19 protein-coding genes and 1 pseudogene are annotated in these 19,564 nt (G+C 66.9%); 12 read left to right on the forward strand and 8 right to left on the reverse strand.

Features of this window, described 5'->3' with window-relative positions; genetic code table 11:
* Positions 1-15 precede the first annotated feature (15 nt).
* Positions 16-489, reverse strand: a complete 474-nt coding sequence (locus MKK62_RS15665; RefSeq protein WP_240259215.1) for a succinate dehydrogenase hydrophobic membrane anchor subunit — start codon at positions 487-489, stop codon at positions 16-18.
* Entirely contained in the window at positions 486-914 is a 429-nt protein-coding gene (gene sdhC, locus MKK62_RS15670) for a succinate dehydrogenase, cytochrome b556 subunit (RefSeq protein WP_240259214.1), read from the reverse strand. The genes MKK62_RS15665 and sdhC overlap by 4 nt, the downstream gene beginning before the upstream one ends.
* Before the next feature lie 174 nt (positions 915-1,088).
* Here sdhC and MKK62_RS15675 point away from each other — a divergent pair, with 174 nt between their 5' ends.
* The 3 genes from MKK62_RS15675 to MKK62_RS15685 are packed head-to-tail and all read left to right on the forward strand — an operon-like array spanning position 1,089 to position 3,879.
* A complete protein-coding gene (locus tag MKK62_RS15675) occupies positions 1,089-1,502 on the forward strand; it encodes a cytidine deaminase (protein WP_240259212.1) in 414 nt (137 codons plus the stop codon).
* Positions 1,499-2,791 (forward strand): thymidine phosphorylase, encoded by a 1,293-nt coding sequence (locus MKK62_RS15680; RefSeq protein WP_240259210.1) that lies wholly within the window; start codon positions 1,499-1,501, stop codon positions 2,789-2,791. The genes MKK62_RS15675 and MKK62_RS15680 overlap by 4 nt, the downstream gene beginning before the upstream one ends.
* The gene (locus MKK62_RS15685) at positions 2,791-3,879 is read left to right on the forward strand and encodes an adenosine deaminase (RefSeq protein ID WP_240259208.1); all 1,089 of its coding nucleotides are present in this window, start codon (positions 2,791-2,793) and stop codon (positions 3,877-3,879) included. The genes MKK62_RS15680 and MKK62_RS15685 overlap by 1 nt, the downstream gene beginning before the upstream one ends.
* Positions 3,880-3,961: 82 nt before the next feature.
* Here the strand turns inward: MKK62_RS15685 and MKK62_RS15690 are convergent, their stop codons facing one another.
* A complete protein-coding gene (locus tag MKK62_RS15690; protein ID WP_240259206.1) occupies positions 3,962-4,783 on the reverse strand; it encodes a mycofactocin-coupled SDR family oxidoreductase in 822 nt (273 codons plus the stop codon).
* Between the two features lie 48 nt (positions 4,784-4,831).
* Between MKK62_RS15690 and MKK62_RS15695 the strand changes: the two genes are divergently transcribed.
* A complete protein-coding gene (locus tag MKK62_RS15695; RefSeq protein ID WP_240259204.1) occupies positions 4,832-5,281 on the forward strand; it encodes a nuclear transport factor 2 family protein in 450 nt (149 codons plus the stop codon).
* A 67-nt stretch (positions 5,282-5,348) separates the two neighbouring features.
* Here MKK62_RS15695 and satS read toward each other — a convergent pair whose 3' ends face one another.
* Both satS and MKK62_RS15705 read right to left on the reverse strand, forming a co-directional pair.
* Positions 5,349-6,614 carry a protein export chaperone SatS gene (gene satS, locus MKK62_RS15700; protein ID WP_240259202.1) on the reverse strand — a complete coding sequence of 422 codons (1,266 nt, stop codon included), beginning with the start codon at positions 6,612-6,614 and terminating at the stop codon, positions 5,349-5,351.
* Positions 6,615-6,652: 38 nt separating this feature from the next.
* Positions 6,653-7,555: an alkaline phosphatase family protein gene (locus MKK62_RS15705; RefSeq protein WP_240259200.1), complete on the reverse strand. Its 903-nt coding sequence runs from the start codon at positions 7,553-7,555 to the stop codon at positions 6,653-6,655.
* A gap of 165 nt (positions 7,556-7,720) precedes the next feature.
* Between MKK62_RS15705 and MKK62_RS15710 the strand changes: the two genes are divergently transcribed.
* On the forward strand, positions 7,721-9,106 hold the full coding sequence (locus MKK62_RS15710; protein ID WP_240259198.1) for a PE-PPE domain-containing protein: 1,386 nt from the start codon (positions 7,721-7,723) through the stop codon (positions 9,104-9,106).
* Positions 9,107-9,128: 22 nt separating this feature from the next.
* Positions 9,129-9,752 (forward strand): uracil phosphoribosyltransferase, encoded by a 624-nt coding sequence (upp, locus tag MKK62_RS15715; RefSeq protein WP_240259196.1) that lies wholly within the window; start codon positions 9,129-9,131, stop codon positions 9,750-9,752.
* A 7-nt stretch (positions 9,753-9,759) separates the two neighbouring features.
* On the opposite strand, the gene MKK62_RS15720 is transcribed toward upp, so the two are convergent.
* Genes MKK62_RS15720 through MKK62_RS15730 form a run of 3 tightly spaced genes read right to left on the reverse strand, consistent with a single transcriptional unit; the run spans position 9,760 to position 12,526 of the window.
* Positions 9,760-11,331 (reverse strand): phospho-sugar mutase, encoded by a 1,572-nt coding sequence (locus MKK62_RS15720; RefSeq protein WP_240264126.1) that lies wholly within the window; start codon positions 11,329-11,331, stop codon positions 9,760-9,762.
* Between the two features lie 8 nt (positions 11,332-11,339).
* On the reverse strand, positions 11,340-12,119 hold the full coding sequence (locus tag MKK62_RS15725; protein WP_240259194.1) for a purine-nucleoside phosphorylase: 780 nt from the start codon (positions 12,117-12,119) through the stop codon (positions 11,340-11,342).
* Positions 12,120-12,130: 11 nt separating this feature from the next.
* A complete protein-coding gene (locus MKK62_RS15730) occupies positions 12,131-12,526 on the reverse strand; it encodes a MarR family winged helix-turn-helix transcriptional regulator (RefSeq protein WP_434085092.1) in 396 nt (131 codons plus the stop codon).
* Positions 12,527-12,613: 87 nt separating this feature from the next.
* On the opposite strand from MKK62_RS15730, the gene MKK62_RS15735 reads away from it, so the two are divergent.
* The 6 genes and pseudogenes from MKK62_RS15735 (at position 12,614) to MKK62_RS15760 (ending at position 19,564) form a co-directional block, all read left to right on the forward strand.
* Positions 12,614-13,249 (forward strand): TIGR03086 family metal-binding protein, encoded by a 636-nt coding sequence (locus MKK62_RS15735; protein WP_240259182.1) that lies wholly within the window; start codon positions 12,614-12,616, stop codon positions 13,247-13,249.
* Between the two features lie 41 nt (positions 13,250-13,290).
* Complete coding sequence (locus tag MKK62_RS15740; protein WP_240259180.1) at positions 13,291-14,475, forward strand: M20 family metallopeptidase; 1,185 nt, start codon at positions 13,291-13,293, stop codon at positions 14,473-14,475.
* Entirely contained in the window at positions 14,472-15,644 is a 1,173-nt protein-coding gene (locus tag MKK62_RS15745; RefSeq protein WP_240259178.1) for an amidohydrolase, read from the forward strand. Before MKK62_RS15740 ends, MKK62_RS15745 begins: the two co-directional genes overlap by 4 nt.
* Before the next feature lie 93 nt (positions 15,645-15,737).
* Complete coding sequence (gene mdlC / locus MKK62_RS15750; protein WP_240259176.1) at positions 15,738-17,351, forward strand: benzoylformate decarboxylase; 1,614 nt, start codon at positions 15,738-15,740, stop codon at positions 17,349-17,351.
* Between the two features lie 2 nt (positions 17,352-17,353).
* Positions 17,354-18,347: pseudogene (locus tag MKK62_RS15755) on the forward strand (quinone oxidoreductase family protein).
* Between the two features lie 23 nt (positions 18,348-18,370).
* Positions 18,371-19,564 carry a PucR family transcriptional regulator gene (locus MKK62_RS15760; protein WP_240259161.1) on the forward strand — a complete coding sequence of 398 codons (1,194 nt, stop codon included), beginning with the start codon at positions 18,371-18,373 and terminating at the stop codon, positions 19,562-19,564.

Consider the following 19,564-nt stretch of genomic DNA (forward strand, 5'->3'; position numbering starts at 1 on the left):
CTTACCCCGAGATGCTTACCTAGCTGAGATGCTGGGGTCGAACGTCAGCAGCACGTAGGTGCCGAGCACCAGCGTGAAGATCATCGACAGCACCAGCAAGCTGTTCAGCCAGAAGCGGGTGGAATCCTTGCGGCTGTAATCGTCGATGATGGTGCGTAACCCGTTGCCGCCGTGCAGTTGGGCCAGCCATAGCAACAGCAGATCCCAGGTCTGCCAGAACGGCGAATGCCAGCGTTGCGCAACGTAGTTGAAGTCGATGCGGTAGACCCCGTCTTCCCACATCAGCATGACGAACAGGTGCCCGAGCGCCAAGAACACCAACACGAGGCCGGAGAACCGCATGAACAGCCAGGCATATTTCTCGAAATTTGGCATGCCGCTGCGTCGGCGCGGCGCGCGAGGATTGTCCAGGCCGGCCGGGCGGTCGTGGCTGCGCTGGCGAACCGGTGCGACCTGGCCGCGGCCGAGCTGAAGATCGGGAGAGCTCATCGGAAGTGCTCCGTCATGTGGATGGCGACCACGACGGCGGCCGGCATGATCACCAGAATCCAGACGACCGCGATCGCCCAGAGCATCTGACGTTGATAGCGCGGACCCTGCCCCCAGAAATCGATCAGGATGACGCGGATGCCGTTGAGCGCGTGGTAGAGCACGGCGGCGACGAGTCCGAGTTCCATCAGGCCGACCAGCGGCGTCTTGTACGTCGAGATGACTTCGTCGTAGGCCTGCGGACTGATTCGGACCAGCGCGGTGTCCAGCACGTGGATGAACAGGAAGAAGAAGACGGTGGCGCCGGTGATCCGGTGCAGGACCCAGGACCACATTCCCGGATCGCCGCGGTAGAGCGTTCGGCGCAGACGACGTAATCCCGATGACTGTTCCGGTGGAGCCGGATTCGCGGACGTCGTCGTCATCAGCGCCTCCCTGGTGGCCGAGATGGATTCAATGTAGGCACATTCTCGTCTTTCCCACGGGTAATTCGTGTCTGCCCACGCTTTGGTGCACGCAGAATCTAGGCTGGTCGTGTGAGTTAGCCAACAGTGAGCGAGGTTTTTGGATGCTCTGCCAGCACCTGCGGTACCGAAACCGTGGCTGACGCAATCGACTGGAAGTTGCTGCGCGACAGGGCAACTCACGCGACGCAGGGCGCGTACGCGCCCTATTCAGGCTTCCCGGTCGGGGCAGCGGCACTCGTCGACGACGGTCGCGTGATCACCGGCTGCAATGTGGAGAATGTCTCATATGGCCTAGGTCTCTGCGCGGAATGCGCCGTGGTGTGTGCGCTGCACACGACCGGCGGGGGCAGGTTGGTCGCGCTGGCATGTGTGGACGGCGGGGGAGCGCCGCTGATGCCATGCGGGCGCTGCCGCCAAGTGTTGCTGGAGCACGGCGGACCCGAGCTGCTCGTCGACCATCCGGACGCGCCGCGGCCGCTCGGCGACCTGCTGCCCGACGCGTTCGGGCCGGCTGATCTCGACAACTACCAGCGACGCCGCCCGTGAACCGCCTCGATGCGCCGACGGTGATCCGGACCAAGCGCGACGGAAACAGGCTGTCCGACGACGCTATCGACTGGGTGATCGACGCCTACACCCACGGACACGTCGCCAACGAACAAATGTCGGCGCTGCTGATGGCGGTGTTTTTGCGTGGCATGGATTACGGCGAGATCGCCCGGTGGACGGTCGCCATGATCGCCTCTGGTGACCAGTTCGACTTCAGTGATCTGCGACGCGACGGTAGGGCGCTGCGCACCGTCGACAAGCATTCGACGGGCGGGGTAGGCGACAAGATCACCTTGCCGTTGGTGTCGGTGATCGCCGCTTGCGGCGGCGCGGTTCCACAGGCTTCCGGTCGTGGACTCGGGCACACCGGCGGCACTCTCGACAAGCTGGAGGCGATCGCCGGTTTCACCGCTTCGCTGACCAATGCGCAAGTGCGACAACAGCTCAGCGAGGTCGGTGCGGTCATTTTCGCGGCCGGGCGGCTGGCTCCCGCCGACGCGAAGCTCTACGCGTTGCGCGACATCACCGCCACCGTCGAGTCGTTACCGCTGATCGCCAGTTCGGTCATGAGCAAAAAGATCGCCGAGGGCGCCGGCGCGTTGGTGCTCGACGTCAAGGTCGGCTCCGGCGCGCTGATGCGTTCGGAAGCCCGATCCCGGGATCTGGCCGAGACCATGGTCGCGCTCGGTGCCCAGCACGGGCTGCCGACCTGTGCGGTGCTGACCGACATGAACCGGCCGCTGGGGGCGGCCGTCGGCAACGCGCTCGAGGTCGCCGAGGCGCTCGAGGTGCTCGACGGCGGGGGCCCAGCCGACGTCGTGGAGCTGACCGTGTCGCTGGCGCGCGAAATGCTGGAACTCGCGGGCATCGACGGTGTCGAGCCCGAGCAGACGTTGCGCGACGGGACGGCGATGGACCGCTTCCGGGCGTTGGTCGCCGCGCAGGGCGGCGACTTGTCCGTACCGTTGCCTGTTGGTAAGTACTCCGAAACCGTCACCGCCACTCGAGGCGGCACAATGGGTGACATCGACGCAATGGCAGTGGGGCTAGCGGTGTGGCGGCTCGGCGCGGGCAGGTCCCGGCCGGGGGAGGCGGTCCAGGCTGGCGCGGGCCTGCGGATCCACCGTCGCCCCGGCAGCCCGGTGGCAGCGGGCGACTCGCTGTTCACCCTGTACACCGATACGCCGGAACGGTTTCCGGGCGCGATCGCCGAGTTGGACGCGGGCTTCGCCGTCGCCGACACGCCGCCGGCCGACCGGCCGCTGATCATCGATCGGATCACCTGATGACCACGCCATTGAGTTTCGAGACGATCAAGCGGGCGCCCAAGGCGTTGCTGCACGATCATCTCGACGGCGGTCTGCGACCCTCCACCGTGCTCGACATCGCCGGCCAGATCGGGTACGACGGCCTGCCCGCGACCGAGGTCGACACGCTTGCGCAGTGGTTCCGCACCGCCTCGCACAGCGGCTCGCTCGAGCGGTACCTCGAACCGTTCTCGCACACGGTCGCGGTGATGCAGACGCCGGACTCATTGCACCGGGTCGCCTTCGAGTGTGTGGAGGACCTGTCGCAGGATTCAGTGGTCTACGCCGAGGTGCGGTTCGCTCCGGAGTTGCACATCAACGAGGGCTTGTCGTTCGACGAGGTAGTCGATGCGGTGCTCGCCGGGTTTGCCGATGGCGAGAAGGCGGCCGCCTCCGCCGGGCGCCCGATCGTGGTGCGGTGCCTGGTCACCGCGATGCGGCACGCCGCGGTGTCGCGGGAGATCGCCGAGCTCGCAATCCGGTTCCGGGACAAGGGCGTCGTCGGATTCGACATCGCCGGCGCGGAAGCCGGCTACCCGCCGACCCGTCACCTGGATGCGTTTGAATACATGCGAAACAACAACGCGCGCTTCACGATTCATGCGGGCGAGGCCTTCGGTCTGCCGTCGATTCAGGAGGCGATCGGTTTCTGCGGTGCCGATCGGTTGGGTCACGGGGTACGCATCGTCGACGACATCGACGTCGCCGATGACGGAGAGGTGCACCTCGGTCGCCTGGCCTCCATTTTGCGGGACAAGCGGATTCCGCTCGAGATGTGTCCGAGCTCCAATGTGCAGACCGGGGCGGTGGCCAGCATCGCCGAGCATCCCTTCGACCTGTTGGCCCGCACCCGGTTTCGCGTCACGGTCAACACCGACAACCGGTTGATGAGCGACACCACGATGACGCGCGAGATGGCGCTGCTGGTCGAGACGTTCGGCTACGGGTGGAGCGATCTGCTGCGCTTCACCGTCAACGCGATGAAGTCGGCGTTCATCCCGTTCGACCAGCGATTGGCGCTCATCGACGAGGTGATCAAGCCGCGCTACGCCGTTCTCGTCGGCTGAGGCGCTGGGCGCCCCGAGAGTGTCGTGACCGATGCCGCTACTCGACAAACGGTTCGGCAGATGCACTTTCGCGCACCACGCGCTACATGACCAGGTGGCCCGCGTCGACCGGCACGGAAATCCCGGTGACATAACGGGCCCGCGGGCTGACCAGCCACAGCACCGCCTCGGTGACGTCTTGCGCCTCGACCAGCGGAGTGTCGGGCAGCAGCATCTGCGACACGGCGGGATTGGGATTAGCGGTCATCCCGTTGATCACGAAGTCGTTGATGATCATCGGTGTCGCGACACCGCTCGGATTCACCGAGTTGACTCGGATCTTATGTGGCGCATAGGCATTCGCTGCCGAACGCATCAGCCCAACGACGCCGTGCTTGGATGCGGCGTAGGCGAACATCGCGGCGCTGCCGTCGCCGCCGCGACCGGTCAGGCCCTGTGACGAACTGACCAGTACCACCGAGCCGCCCCGCCCCTTGCGGATGATCGACGGCACCGTGGCGAGCAGCGTGTGCCACACCCCGGTGAGGTTGGTGTCGACGATGGTGGTGAACACCGGCTCGGCACGGATCTGCGGGTCGCCGATGGCCACCACGCCGGCGTTGGCGACCACGATGTCGATGTCCCCGAGTTCGTCGATGCCGCCCCGGACGCCGGCCTCCAGCGCGGCGAGGTCGCGAACGTCGGCGACAACGGGTACGACCTTGCGGCCGGTGTCGCGGACCAACTGGGCGGTCTTCTCGAGATCGGCGGTGCTGCCCAACGGGTAAGGGATCGCGTCGATGTCGGCGCAGATGTCGATCGCGATGATGTCGGCACCCTGTTCGGCCAGCGCGACGGCATGGCTGCGACCCTGCCCGCGCGCCGCGCCGGTGATCACCGCGACCGTGTTGTCGAGTTCACCCATGACGGGAAACGTACCCGGCGATGCGGCGCGTCTGACACGATTCTGGCTGTGTCCTCCGGCGACAATGCGCAGCAGATCGCGAACCTGATCTACCGATATGCCGAACTGCTCGATGCGGGCGACTTGGACGGCGTGGCTGGGCTATTCGCGTACGGACGCATCTGCGGAGTCGAAAATGGGCCGCCGGAGACGGTATTCGAGGGTGCCGCCGGAGTGCGAAAGATGTACGAGATGGCCATCCACATCTACGAGGATGGAACGCCCAAGACGCGGCACGCCACCAGCAACGTGCAACTCGAGATCGACCGATCCGCGGGCCTCGCCCACAGCAGCTCGTACTACTCCGTCACCCAGGCGACGCCGACATTGCCGTTGCAGGTCATCGTCACCGGTCACTACAAGGACACCTTCCACCGCGTGGACGGCAAATGGTGGTTCGACAGCCGCGTCATGTTCGTCGACCAACTCGGCGACGTCAGCCAGCACTTGAAGTTCTGAAGGCTTGCGGCGCTATTCGCGCCTTAGCCGCGACTCTCGCATTTTGGTTCGTCGCAGGCTTGCGGCGCTATTCGCGCCTTAGCCGCGACTCGACGAAACGCACCAGTTCTTCCCACTCCCGCACCGCCGTCGCGTACGGGCCGGCGGGCTTGCTCGTCGAATCGGGATCCAGGACGTAGGCGATCAGCTTGCCCAACGGCTCGTCGACGTCGAGAGCCTTGTCGACGGTCGTGTCTTCGGAGTAGTCGCCGAGGTCCCGAAGGAATTCGACGGCCAGGTCGAGCTGCTCGTGGTCGACCGCGTCGGGGCCGTCGGCGAAGTCGTCGGCCAGCCCGCTGAGAACGTAGACGTTGTCGTCGGTGATGTGGATGTGCAGCGAGCCATCGGTCGCCGCCGTGCGGATGTCGTCGTAGGTGCTCAGGTCCGACAGGTCGTGGTCGTGCTCGTCGGCAAGGTAGCGGGCCAGCGCGCGCTCCGAGCTGAATACGCTGATTCTTCCGTTGCGGCCCAGGAAGATCGGGCGATCGTCGAAGTAGCAGCGCAGCGTATAGAAGGTGCTGGTCCCGGTCATGATCGTGATCGGGTCGATGCCGACCTTGGCCCAGAAGTCCTCGTCACCGCCGAGCACCACTTCGTCGCCGGCCGCACGATCGGTGGTCGTCTCGTCGTCGACGGGCACCGTCTCGGACTCCACGTCCTCGTCGGGGGTGTCGGCTTCGAGCTCCTCTTCCTCGACCGGTTCGGCCAACTCGGCCGCCGCCGCCTCCGACACCTTGCTGTCGACGTCCGGGATGCTGACGATCTTCTCGATCGCGCCCAGCACGTCGTCCCAGCTGCGCCCGACCGCGTCGGCGATGGCGTGCCAGCGCTTCAGGCCGGCCTTGCCGGTGAAGTGGTCGATGCCGCCGCTCAGTGAGCCCAGCGTGGGGTTGCCGTTGAAGAACTTCATCACCGCCGGCAGCTCGCACACCGACCCGATCGACGAGACGATCGTCAGCGCGTTGGCCAACGTCGCCACCGACTCGTCGGTCGGCTTCTCAGCGACCAGATCTTCGACCGCCACCAGGTCGAAGTGCTTGTCCTCGCGGGGCTCCAGCTTGTGAGCGTTGGCCTCGGTGAGCGCCTGCCAGGCCGGGTGGTCGACGAGGTCGTTGTCGGTGTTGGTCCGCACGAACGCGACCAGATCTGCGGGCGACTCGAAGACGTAGAGATCTTCGTCTTTGCCGAGGAACGCCTCCCACTCGTCGCCTGAGTCACGCCAGCGGGGTGCCCATACCGTGTAGCGGTCACCATCCGTCAGGCTCAAGCGGATTGGCACGAGGTCAGCAGCCATGCGGCACACAATAGCGACGACGGGCCGCCGGACCGGGGTCAGGCACCCCAGATGTCGGAGATCACCGGGGCTCGCGTCGCATAGCCGAGCTTGGGCAGCCCGTACATCTGCTCCAGCGTCGACAACACGTTGTAGTGGCTGATCGGCTGGTCGTACGTGCCCGGCCGGACTCCTGCTCCATAGATCACCGTCGGGATCTGGTTGTGGGACGAGTTGTCGTCCTCGTCCCAGGTGAGGATCAGCAGGCTGTTGTTGGCCCGCGCCCACGACGCGTATTGGGACAGGTTCTGGTGCAGCCATTGGTCGCCCTGCGCGATCGACCCGTCGTGCATGTCGTTGTCGAGGTTGGGGATGACCATCGAGACGGTCGGCAGGCTGGCGTAATTCCCTGGTGCCGGGAAGGCCGAGAACGGGAGGGACCGCGCGGCGGGGATATTGGTGAAGCTGGCCCACGGAACGTGTTTACGCGCGTACTTGCCTGAACGACACTCCTCCGAGCCCGGCGCGGGCAGGTTCTCGGCGAAGCCGATGAAGGTGTAACCGGCCCCGAGCAACTGCGAGCCGAGGTTCGGTTCGTTGCCCGCGTCGACCGGACAGACGTTGTCCTTCACCAAGGTGTTGCCGGCGAACAGCGCGTAGTAGTTGGGTTCGCTGGGATGCACTTCGGCGAAGGATTGCGACATCATCGCCCCACCCGCGGCCAGTTGATTGATGAACGGTGCCGCTTTGTTGCCGATGATGTTGCTCTGCGAGCGGTTTTCTTCGACGACGATCACCACGTGCGCGGGGGTGGGGAGGGCCGTCGCGGTCATGTCGACGCGGGTATCGAACGCCTGTTGAACAGGGGTGTGCCATGGCATGACGGCCGCGGCGACGGCTAGCACCCCGACCAGGCTGAGTACTCGACTCGGCCTGCCGGCACGCCTTGCTCGGCGTTGCATGGCGGCAGTATATGAGCGGCGTAGGAGTGCCATCGGGATTGCTGATGCTGTGTCGTGCACCGTATTCCTGAGAAATTTTTACAACTTTGCCGCATGGCCAAATGCGCCCCCTTACGATTCAGCCACGCAGGGTCGGGGGTGCCGTCCGCGGGCATGGAGGTTGCGATGACGGTTGCGATAACGGCTGCGCGGACTCGCGCTCTCGGTGCTCTTGCCGCGGCAGCCGCGTGCGCGACCGCGATGACCATGACACCGGCCTTTCAGGCCGGGGTGCGGGCGTTGATAGCCGAGGTCGGTCTGGTCGCCAACGAGGGCTGGATCATGGGCGGCACCGGGAATCCGATACCGGACTCGAACTACCTGAGCAGCGTCGAGAATTTGTATCTCCCGTCGGGCTACAGCTACCAGGCGCTGGAGACTCCGGAGCAGTTCTGCCCGATCATCTGCTCGGCGAGCCAGGACAATCTGAACTTCGGCGATTCGGTGGTTAGAGGCGTCGATGCTCTTAATGGAGCTCCGAAATTGGCGCTGGACGCGGGCAACAACGTTTCAGTGCTCGGCTACTCGCAGAGCGCGACCGTCGCCACCGTCTGGATGAACGAACTCATCAACAGTCACGATCCCAACTTGGATCATCTGCACGTCACGCTGCTTGCCGACCCGAACAATCCAGTCAGCGGCATCCTGGACCGCTTCCAATTCCCGGACGGCGTCGGTCAATTCAGCCTGGACCCGGAGCCGCAGCACGTTCCCTTCCTCGGTATTCCGATGGGCTTGGACCCGACGCCGACCTCGGGGATCGACACCGACATCTACATCGGCGAGTACGACGGCTGGAACAACTTCCCGTCCGACCCGCTCAACCTGTTCGCGGTGGGCAATGCGTTGCTCGGCATCGAGACCGTCCACCCCTACTACCCAGAACCCGATCCGAGCGTGAATCTCGACGTCAACAACATCATCGACCTCGGCAAGATCGGCGACACGAATTTCTACGCGATTCCCGCGCCGCTGCCGTCGTTGGCGTTCATGTACGACGGCGGGCCGGCGGGACGCTTCTTCTACGACGCCTTCAACCCTTTCGCGAGCCTGGTCAACAATTGGGGCTACGGCAATCCGGGTGACCCGGATGCGGGCATCGGTGTCCCCGGCGCCGATCCGATCGGTGTGGCCGGGCCCTGGCAGGTCGACGCGTACGGTCAGCTGGCGCTGTCCGACGGGGCCGGCTTCTTCGACAAGATGGATCCGCTGCAGATGCTGGCCGGTGTGGAATACGCTGCGGCGCACACGGTTATCGATCCGCTCAACGACCTGCTGGCAGACGCCGGGCAGTCTCCGCTGCCCTCGTCGTTCGTCGACGCGCTGTTGACGCCGTATGACCTGACCAACCAGCTGGACGTTTCGCTGCTGACGTCGTGGGCCGAGCTGACGGCGAGTATGCCGTCGCTGGCCCCGGACGTGATCTTCGACGGCTCGCCGTTGATCTCCGGGCAGCCGCTGGTCGATCTCGTCGGCTACGGGTTCGACGTCTTCAACTTCTTCGGCGCCTAACCGCACGCTAAAGTCACGTCGCGTGGACGTGCATGTGGTGAACCATCCGTTGGCTGCAGTGCGGCTGACCACGCTGCGTGACGAGAACACCGGCAACGCCGAGTTTCGCACCGCGTTGAGTGAGCTGTCGCTAATGCTCGTTTACGAGGCGGCCCGCGACGTACCACGCGAAACCGTCGCGGTGCGTACGCCGTTGGCCGAGACCACCGGAGCGCGACTGGCCGAGCCGCCGCTTCTCGTGGCGGTGCTGCGGGCCGGGCTCGGCATGGTCGACCAGGCCCAGCTGCTACTACCAGAGGCCTCGGTAGGATTCGTCGGAGTAGCCCGCGACGAAGAAACCGCCTGCCCCGCACCGTATTTGGAGTCGTTGCCGGACGATCTACGCGGTCAACGGGTGATCGTTCTCGACCCGATGCTGGCCACCGGTGGTTCGATGGTGCATGCCATCGGCTTGCTGCAGCGGCGTGGGGCGGACGACATCGACGTGGTGTGCGTGTTGGCCGCTCCGGAAGGTGTTGCGGCGCTGCAGAAAGCGGCGCCCAAGGCGCGGCTGTTCACCGCCGCCATCGACGACGGTCTCAACGACAGCGCTTACATCGTTCCGGGCCTCGGTGATGCCGGAGACCGGCAATTCGGGCCGCGCTAAAGCGGCGCTACCAGTCGCGGACGTCGTCGACGAGTCTGTCACGCAACGCGTCGGCGCGAGCGCGGTCGCCAGAGGTGGCCTCGATATAGAACTTCACCTTCGGTTCGGTGCCCGACGGCCGGACCACCACCCGGGCGGACGCGCCGGCGTCACCGCCGGTGAAGATCAGCGCATCGGTCCTCGGCATCAAGTCCGCTGTGGTGCAGGAGAATTCACCTAACCGGTCCGGTGGCGACGCGCGGAGCCGGCGCAGCAGTGCGGCGACCCCTGCGGCATCGGAGACCGGACGCGACACCGCGGCGCCGCTGTGCACCCCGAAGCGCCGGGCCAGGTCGTCGAGCGCGTCGAGCGGCGAGCGCTGCGCTTGTTTGAGGGTCGCGACCAATTCGCAGACCAGCACCGCGGCGCTGATGCCGTCCTTGTCACGAACCGCCTCCGGGTCGACGCAATGTCCGATGGCTTCCTCGTAGGCGTACACCAACCCGCTGCCGGGCAAGTCGGCGTCGGCCCGGGCCAACCACTTGAACCCGGTCAGGGTCTCGACGTGCCGGGCACCCCAGTGTGCGGCGATCGCGGCGAGCATCCTCGACGACACCACCGTGCTAGCCACCACGGCGTTGGCGGTCTGGGCGTGCGACAAAATGTAATCGCCTAGCAGCCAACCGGTTTCGTCTCCCGACAGCATCCGCCAACCGGTCGGCGTGGGCACTCCGACGGCACACCGGTCGGCGTCGGGATCGAGCGCGACGGCGACGTCGGCATCGACGTCGACGGCCAGCGCCAGCAACTCGTCGGTGGTCCCCGGCTCCTCGGGGTTGGGAAAAACGACCGTGGGGAAGTCTGGGTCGGGATCGTACTGGCTGGTGACGGTGTGCACGTCGACGAAGCCCGCGCGGCGAAGCGTTTCGACTGCCACCGCGCCGCCCACCCCATGCAGGGCCGTCAGCGCCACGCGGATCGGGACCGAGTTCGAGCGCCGCACTGCGGCGGCCCGCGTGATGTACTGCTCGACCAACGCTGAGCCGGACGGTTCGACCGGCACCCGATTGATCTCATCGGCGAATGGCGCTGCCGCGATGATCCTTTCGATTTCGCGGTCGGTGGGGGAGACGATTTGGATACCACCCTCCAAATAGACCTTGTAGCCGTTGTCGGCGGGCGGATTGTGCGAGGCGGTGATCTGAATACCGGCCGCCGCACCGACATGGCGGACGGCGAACGCGAGCACCGGCGTCGGCAGCGGCTGTGCCAGCAGCGTCACCAGAAAGCCTTCGGCGGCAAGCACTTCGGCGGCCGCGGTGGCGAACGCAGCCGACCCGTGTCGGGCGTCGCGTCCTACGATCACGGTTGAGCCGGCCAGCCCGCGGTCGTCGAGAACCCGCGCCAGCGCCCACGTGGCGCGCAGCACCACCGCGAGGTTCATTGCGTCCGGGCCACCGCGCACCGGACCGCGCAGACCCGCGGTGCCGAACGACAGCGGCCGGGAAAAGCGCTGTGCGAGTTCATCTTCGGAGCAGTGGGCCAGCTCAGTCGCGGTCACCGGGTCGGGGTCGTGCGCTATCCAGTCTGCTGGGTCGATGGCGCGGTTCACAGCCGTGCGACTACGCCGGCCAACAGCGAACCCATCCGGGCCGCCGACGCGGCGCCGGTCTCGAGCACCTCGACATGGCTGAGTGGCGCCCCGGTGATACCGGCCGCCATGTTGGTGACCAGCGAGACGCCGAGCACCTCGGCGCCCGCGGCTCTCGCCGCGATCGTCTCGTGCACCGTGGACATCCCGACCAGGTCGGCGCCCAGCGTGCGCAGCATCCGAATCTCGGCGGGCGTCTCGAAGTGGGGACCGGGCAACCCGGCGTAGACGCCTTCGGCCAGCCCTGGATCGACCTCGCGAGCCAGCCTTCTGAGCCGCGCCGCGTACGCGTCGACCATGTCGACGAAGTGGGCGCCCACCAGCGGCGACCGCGCGGTCAGGTTGAGGTGGTCGCTGATCAGCACCGGCTGGCCGACGGCGAAGTCTTCGCGCACAGCACCGGCGGCGTTGGTCAGCACCACGATGCGGGCGCCGGCCGCGCACGCCGTTCGCACGGGGTGCACCACGTGCTGCAGGTCGTGGCCCTCGTAGGCGTGCACACGCCCGGCCAGCACCAGGACGCGATGACTGGCGATGCGTACCGAGATGACCTGGCCGGTGTGGCCGGCCGCCGACGGCGGGGTGAACCCGGGCACATCGGCCATCGGCAGGATCGCCGTCGGCTCGCCCAATGCGGACACCGCGGGCGACCAGCCGGAGCCCAGCACGATCGCTACGTCGTGGTCACCGATACCGATGCGGTCGGCGATGAACTGCGCTGCGGTTTCTGCGAGCACAAGCTCCCAGCCTAATCGGCACGACGCCGGCTGAGCTGATCCAGCACCCGCAGAAAGACGTCGCGGTCGTAAGCGGGAATCTGTCTCAGCCACTGCTCCTCGCCGCGCTGGATGTCGGCCTGCGCCGCATCCTTGACGGCGCGGCCGGCTTCGGTGATCGCCAGCAAGCGGGCCCGGCGGTCGTCGGGATCGGGCGTCCGCTCGATGAAACCATGCGCTTGTAATTCGTCGAGCGTCGGAATGATGCGTGTCTTGTCGGCGCCGATCGCGTCTGCGAGGGCGGCCTGGGTCCGAATCGGGGAGCGGTCCAAGGCAAGCAGAACGACGTAGCCCCACATCGACAGGCCGTGCTCGGCCAGCACCGGCATCTCAGCCGCGACCGCCTGGCGTCCGAGTTCGGCCAGCATCTCCGCGAGGTCTCGACGTTTTGCCTTGCGCACCACCCCGTGATGATAAAGGTGGACATATAGTAAGCAAACGCATACGATAAGCGAATGCATACTAATCAAGACCTTCGACCATTGCATCGAATCGCAGTGCTGGCGTCCGTCGACGTCGTCTCGACCGTCACCGTCGACGATCTGTCCAAAACCACGCCGTGCGCCGGCTGGAACCTCGCCGACCTGCTCACGCACATGACCGTCCAGCACCGCGGGTTTGCCGCAGCCGCTCGGGGCGGCGGCGACCGGGCGGTGTGGCAGACCGGAACGGTTGGCGACGCGGTGGCGGCCGACCCGGCCGGCACCTATGCTGCCGCCGCGTCCGACGTCATCGAGGCCTTCGCGGGTCCCGACGTGCTCGACGCGCCGTTCGTCCTGCCGGAGCTCGGCGGCGACGCGGCCTTCCCTGGTGCGATGGCGATCGGATTCCACTACATCGACTACGTGGTGCACGGCTGGGACGTCGCCCGCACGGTCGGCCGCCCGTTCGAGCTTCCCGCCGACGTGCTGGCCGGGGCGGTGCCGTTGGCGCTCCTCGTACCCGACGGCGACTTCCGGGCCGTCGACAATGCGCCGTTCGGGCCGGCGATTTCGACCCACACGCCGACCGACGACCTCGACCGCATCCTCGCTCATCTCGGCCGCTCACCGCAGTGGCAGCCCCCCGTGCTGACGGTCGACCGCCACTAGTCGTTGTGCCCGCCGGGGCGCGGCGGTGAGATACTGCGACGATGTCCTCCACCCCGGCGCTGGATCGCGTCGACGACACGGTCCGGCGCCGAAGCACCGACCTCGTCGCGCTGTCGCACGCGATTCACGCCGAGCCGGAGTTGGCGTTCGACGAGCACCGCAGCTGCGCAAAGGCGCAAACCCTGGTCGCCGAACGAGGTTTCGAGGTCACCCGCGCCGCCGGTGGACTGGATACCGCATTTCGGGCCGACTACGGCAGCGGGCCGCTCACCGTCGGTATCTGCGCCGAGTACGACGCGCTGCCTGAGATCGGCCACGCGTGCGGCCACAACATCATCGCGGCGTCGGCGGTGGGCGCCGCGCTGGCGCTGGCCGACGTGGCCGACGAGCTGGGTCTGCGGGTGTCGCTGCTGGGCACTCCCGCCGAAGAGTTCGGAGGCGGGAAAGTACTGATGCTCGACGCCGGGGTCTTCGACGACCTGGCGGTCTCGGTGATGGTGCACCCGGGTCCGGTGGACATCGCAGCGGCCCGATCCCTGACGCTGTCGGCCATCCGGGTGACCTACCACGGAAAAGAGTCCCACGCGTCGGCCGCGCCGTTCCTGGGCATCAACGCCGCCGACGCGATAACGGTGGCACAGGTAGCGGTCGGGTTGCTGCGCCAGCAATTGGCTCCTGGCCAGCAGCTCCATGGCATCGTCACCCGCGGCGGGCAGGTCGCCAATGTCATTCCAGCGCATACCGAGCTGCAGTACACGATGCGCGCCACCGACGCGTCATCGCTGGCCGATCTCGAAGCCAAGGCGAGCAATTGCTTCCTGGCCGGCGCGGTGGCCACCGGCTGTGACTACGACATCGCGCAGACCGAGCCGGTGTACGACGCGCTCAACCCCGACTCCTGGCTGGCCGAAACCGTGCGGGCGGAGATGAGCCAGCTCGGGCGATCGCCGATCCCGAAGGAATACGAGGCGGCGGTACCGCTGGGCAGTACCGACATGGGCAACGTCACCCAGCGGCTGCCCGGCATCCACCCGATGGTCGGCGTCGACGCCGGCGGCGCGTCGCTTCATCAGCCCGACTTCACCGCGGCGGCGATCACGCCCAGCGCCGACAACGCCGTCATCGACGGCGCGATCATGTTGGCACGCACCATTGTTCGCCTCGCCGAGACCCCGGATCAGCGCGATCGGGTGCTGGCGGCGCACGCCAGGCGGGCGTCTTCATGAGCCTTTCCGACGTCGCCGCCGCGTGGCTGGCCGCGCACTACGACGAGCTGGTCGACTGGCGGCGCCACATCCACCGCTATCCAGAACTCGGCCGCCAGGAATTCGTCACCACGCAGTTCGTCGCCGAGCGGCTGGCCGAGGCAGGGCTCAATCCGAAGGTGTTGCCCGGCGGCACCGGGCTGACCTGCGACCTAGGGCCCGAAGGGGAGCCACGAGTCGCGCTGCGCGCCGACATGGACGCGCTGCCGATGGCCGAGCGGACCGGCGCGCCCTACACCTCGACGATGCCCAACGCCGCTCACGCGTGTGGACATGACGGGCACACCGCGATCCTGCTCGGCACCGCGCTGGCCTTGGCCGCCGCGCCGGAGCTGCCGGTCGGAGTGCGGCTGATCTTCCAGCCTGCCGAGGAGCTGATGCCCGGCGGCGCGATCGACACGATAGCGGCCGGGGCGATGTCGGGCGTCGGCCGCATCTTTGCGCTGCACTGCGACCCCCGATTGGCCGTCGGAAAGGTTGCGGTGAAGCCGGGCCCGATCACCTCGGCCGCCGACATGCTTCAGATCAGCCTGACGTCGCCGGGGGGACACACCTCGCGGCCACACCTGACCGGCGACCTGGTCTACGGACTGGGAACGCTGATCACCGGATTGCCTGGTGTGCTCTCCCGTCGCATCGATCCGCGCCACAGCACCGTCATGGTGTGGGGGGCGGTCAATGCGGGCGTGGCGGCGAACGCCATTCCGCAGAGCGGCACGCTCGAGGGCACGGTCCGCACCGCCAGCCGTGAGGCGTGGCTGGACATGGAAGACGTCGTGCGCGAGACGGTCTCGGCGTTGCTGTCTCCGCTGCACATCGAGCACACTGTGCAGTATCACCGCGGGGTGCCGCCGGTGGTCAACGAAGAGGTGTCGACGCGGATCATCACCCACGCCATCGAGGCGATCGGACCGGACGCGCTGGCCGACACCAAGCAGTCCGGCGGCGGCGAGGACTTCTCCTGGTATCTCGAGGAAGTGCCGGGCGCCATGGCCCGCCTCGGCGTGTGGTCCGGTCATGGCCCACAGCTGGACCTCCATCAGCCGAACTTCGACCTCGACGAGCGCGCACTGGGAATCGGAGTGCGTTTGATGGTCAACATCATCGAACAGTCCGCCGCCCACGCCTAGGGCGTCGACACTGTGTAGTGGCACAGTTTCCGACTGGAAACGATGTCGCCCGCAACACTGAGGTGCCGCGCACAAGGCTGCAATGATTCCGGGATGGCAACGCAATCCACTGTTTGGGATGTCACCTACGACCTGCTGCGCACGCTGGGGCTGACCACGGTCTTCGGCAATCCGGGGTCGACCGAGCAGACGTTCCTCAAAAATTTTCCGGACGACTTCACTTACGTCCTTGGCCTGCAAGAAGCTTCGGTTCTCGCGATGGCCGACGGCTTCGCCCAGTCCACCGGCAAGCCGACGCTGGTCAACCTGCACACCGCCGCCGGTACCGGCAACGCGATGGGAAGTCTCGTCGCCGCCTACAAGAGCAACACCCCGCTGATCGTCACCGCGGGACAGCAGACGCGTGAAATGTCGCTGTGTGAGCCATACCTGACCAACACCGGGGCAACGCAGCTACCCCTGCCGTGGGTCAAGTGGTCCTACGAACCGGCGCGGGCGCAGGACGTGCCCGCGGCGTTCATGCGCGCCTACACGGTCGCCTTACAACCCCCGGCCGGCCCGGTGTATCTGTCGATCCCACTGGACGATTGGGAGAAGCCGGCACTCGGACCCGCAGTCGTTCGCACGGCAACCAATCGCTGCGCACCTGACGCCGACCGCCTGCACAGCTTCGCCGAACGGATAAATCGGGCGCGGCGGCCGCTGCTGGTCATCGGTCCGGAGGTCGACCGGGCCGACGCTTGGGACGCGGGCGTGCAATTCGCGGAGGCGGTGCACGCGCCGGTCTACGGGAGTGCGCTCACCGATCGGGCCGGCTTCCCCGAGGATCACCCGCTCTGGCAGGGCCTGCTGCCGATGACGATCGCCGAAGTGGCCGAGGTACTCCGCGGTCACGATCTGGTGATTGTCGTTGGTGCACAAGTCTTTCGGTACTACCCGTACGTGGCCGGCGAATATCTGCCGGAGGGCAGCGAGCTGTTGCACATCACCAACGACCCGTTCCTGGCCGGCGCGGCGCCGGTCGGCGACAGCCTGCTCAGCGACACGCTGCTGGCCCTGCGGGAGTTGACGCCGCTGCTCGAATCCAAGCCCGACCGGCCGACACCCACGCCGCTGGACCGCAGCCCCGCCACCGGCGAGGCCGCGAGCGCCCCGCTGACGCCGCATCAGGTCTACTCCACGTTGAGCGCCCTGAAGCCGCCATCGGCCGCCCTGGCGAACGAATCGACGTCCACCATGGCCGAGCAGCAGCGCTGGTTGCCGGCCGTCCGGCCGCGGTCGTTCTTCGCGACCGGGAGCGGTGGCATCGGCTGGGGTGTGCCCGGCGCCGTCGGGGTTGCGCTCGGCGATCGGGCCGTCGGGCGCAAGCGCCACGTGGTGGCGACGATCGGAGACGGCTCGTTCCAGTATTCGATCCAGGCCATCTGGACCGCCGCGCAGCACAAGCTGCCGATCGTGTTCGTCGTGATGCGCAACGGTGAGTACGCCGTGTTGAAATCCTTTGCACTGCTGGAGAAGACGCCCAACGTGCCTGGACTGGACCTGCCCGGGCTGGACATCGAATCTCTCGCGGTCGGGTTCGGTTGTCGGGCCGTCACGGTCGACGGCACCGAGCATCTGGCCAAGGAGTTCGAAGCCGCATTGGGTGTCGAGGGGCCGACCGTGATCGTCGTGCCCACCACGCCCCAGGTCGCCCACCTAGGCTGACCGTGCGCGCCATCGAGGTGTCGAAGCACGGCGGCCCCGAAGTCCTCGCCACCGTCGACCGCCCCGTGCCCGAACCCGGGCCCGATCAAGTGTTGATCCAGGCCGAGGCCATCGGCGTCAATTTCATCGACACCTATTTCCGGACCGGGCTCTACTCTCGTCCGCTGCCCTTTATCGTCGGCAGCGAGGTCTGCGGCACCGTCGCCGCAGTGGGTGACGGCGTGACCCGACTGGCGATGGGCGACCGGGTTGCGACCTCGGACGCGATGGGTGCCTATGCCGAATTCACAGTGGCGGCGGCCGATCTGGTCACCCCGGTACCGGCCGGCATCACCCCGGAGGTCGCCGCGTCGTCGTTGCTCAAGGGGCACACCGCGCATCTCTTGATCAAGCGCGCATCTCTTGATCAAGTCGGTGTATCCGGTCCGCACGGGCGACACCGTGCTGTTGCATGCCGGCGCCGGGGGAGTCGGGCTGATCCTGACCCAGTGGGCGACCAGCCTGGGCGCCCGTGTGGTCACCACCGTCTCGACTCCTGAGAAGGCGACACTGTCACGTCAGGCCGGGGCGGTCGAGGTGCTCGACTATCCCGACAATCCCACCGATTTCGGCCGCACGATTCGCTCGCTGACCGATGGGCACGGTGTCGCGGCGGTTTACGACGGGGTTGGAAAGTCGACGTTCGATGCCAGCCTGGCCAGCTTGGCCGTTCGAGGCACGCTGGCACTCTACGGGGCCTCGAGCGGACCCGTCCCACCGGTCGATCCGCAGCGACTCAACGCGGCAGGTTCGGTGTATCTGACCCGGCCCATGCGAACGCACTTCAACCGTGACTACGACGAATTCGCTTGGCGCTCAGCGGAGTTGTTCGACGCGATCAGGAACGGAACAGTCACAGTGACGACCGGCACGACGTACCCGCTGGCTGAAGCGGCCCGAGCGCACCGCGACCTCGAGGGACGCAAGACGCACGGCTCCACCGTGCTTATTCCCTGATCGGCGGCGACTACGCTGCCGGTATGCCGGCCGAATCCGTCGTGGCCCAGCTTGCCGAACTGGGCGACGCTCTATTGTCGCGCGCCGACGAACTCGCCGACACCATGTTGGCCCTGATGCGCCGGGAGGTGGGATTTCACCGCACCGTCGCCCTGGTGTCTGACGAGGATCTGCGGTCAACCGTGCGCGAGCATCTCGGCTCGATTCTCGGCGCATTCGGAGCCGCGACGCCCGGCTTCGATACCCGCGCCGCGGCAGAGACCGGCCGTAACCGTGCGGCGGCCGGTGTCCCGCTAGCTGCGGTCATGGACTCCTATCGGTTGTGCGCGCGATTCATCTGGGACGAACTCGCCGCCGAGGCCGCTGGCCGCAACACCGTCACCGACGCCGGGGTCGTGGGCGCCTCCTCGGCCATGTGGCGCGTGCTCGAGGAGTTCACCACGGCGATGGTGACCGGATACCAGCAAGAGATGGCCCGGCAATTCGTCGACCGTCAACAGGAACGGTCTGCGATGGTGCAAGCGCTGATCGACGGACGCCTCGCCGACACCGTCGATCTATGGAATACCGCTGACACGCTTCGCATTTCGCTGCAGGGACCCTACCTGGTGGTGTGCGCCGAACTGGCCAGCATCGGCCGCTCGGTGCTGCCTGGGATCGAAGGCCGACTGGCCGCGCGCGGCATCTACTCCGCGTGGCGCCTTCAGCCCGACATCGAGATCGGCATCCTGCAGCTCGGGCCCGAGGGCGTCCTGGACACCGTGGTCGAGGCGTTGAGCGGATACGGCGAGACCCGGGTGGGCATCAGTCCGCCGATTCCGGACCTGGCCGACACCGCGGGTGCGCTGCGATACGCCAGGATCGCCATGACCGCAGGTCGGCCGGACCGCGGACCGGTGACAGTCTTCGACCGCGACGTGCTGGCGGTGACAACTGCGGCGGCGCCGGAGGTGATGGGCCGCATCGCCGCAAATGTCCTCGGTCCCCTGGACGACCTGCCTGGTCACGAGCGCGATGCGCTGCTGGACACGTTGGAAGCGTGGTTCGACAGCCGCGGCTCGGCCGACCGCGCGGCCACCGTGTTGTTCGTCCACCCGAACACCGTCCGCCAACGGCTGCGCAAGCTCGAGCAGTACACCGGTCGCGCCCTCAACGACCCTCGTGCGGCGGCGGAATTGTGTATCGCGCTGGAGACCAGCCGACGAGTGCCGCCTTAA

It is taken from the genome of Mycobacterium paraterrae (assembly GCF_022430545.2).
Lineage (GTDB): Bacteria > Actinomycetota > Actinomycetes > Mycobacteriales > Mycobacteriaceae > Mycobacterium > Mycobacterium paraterrae.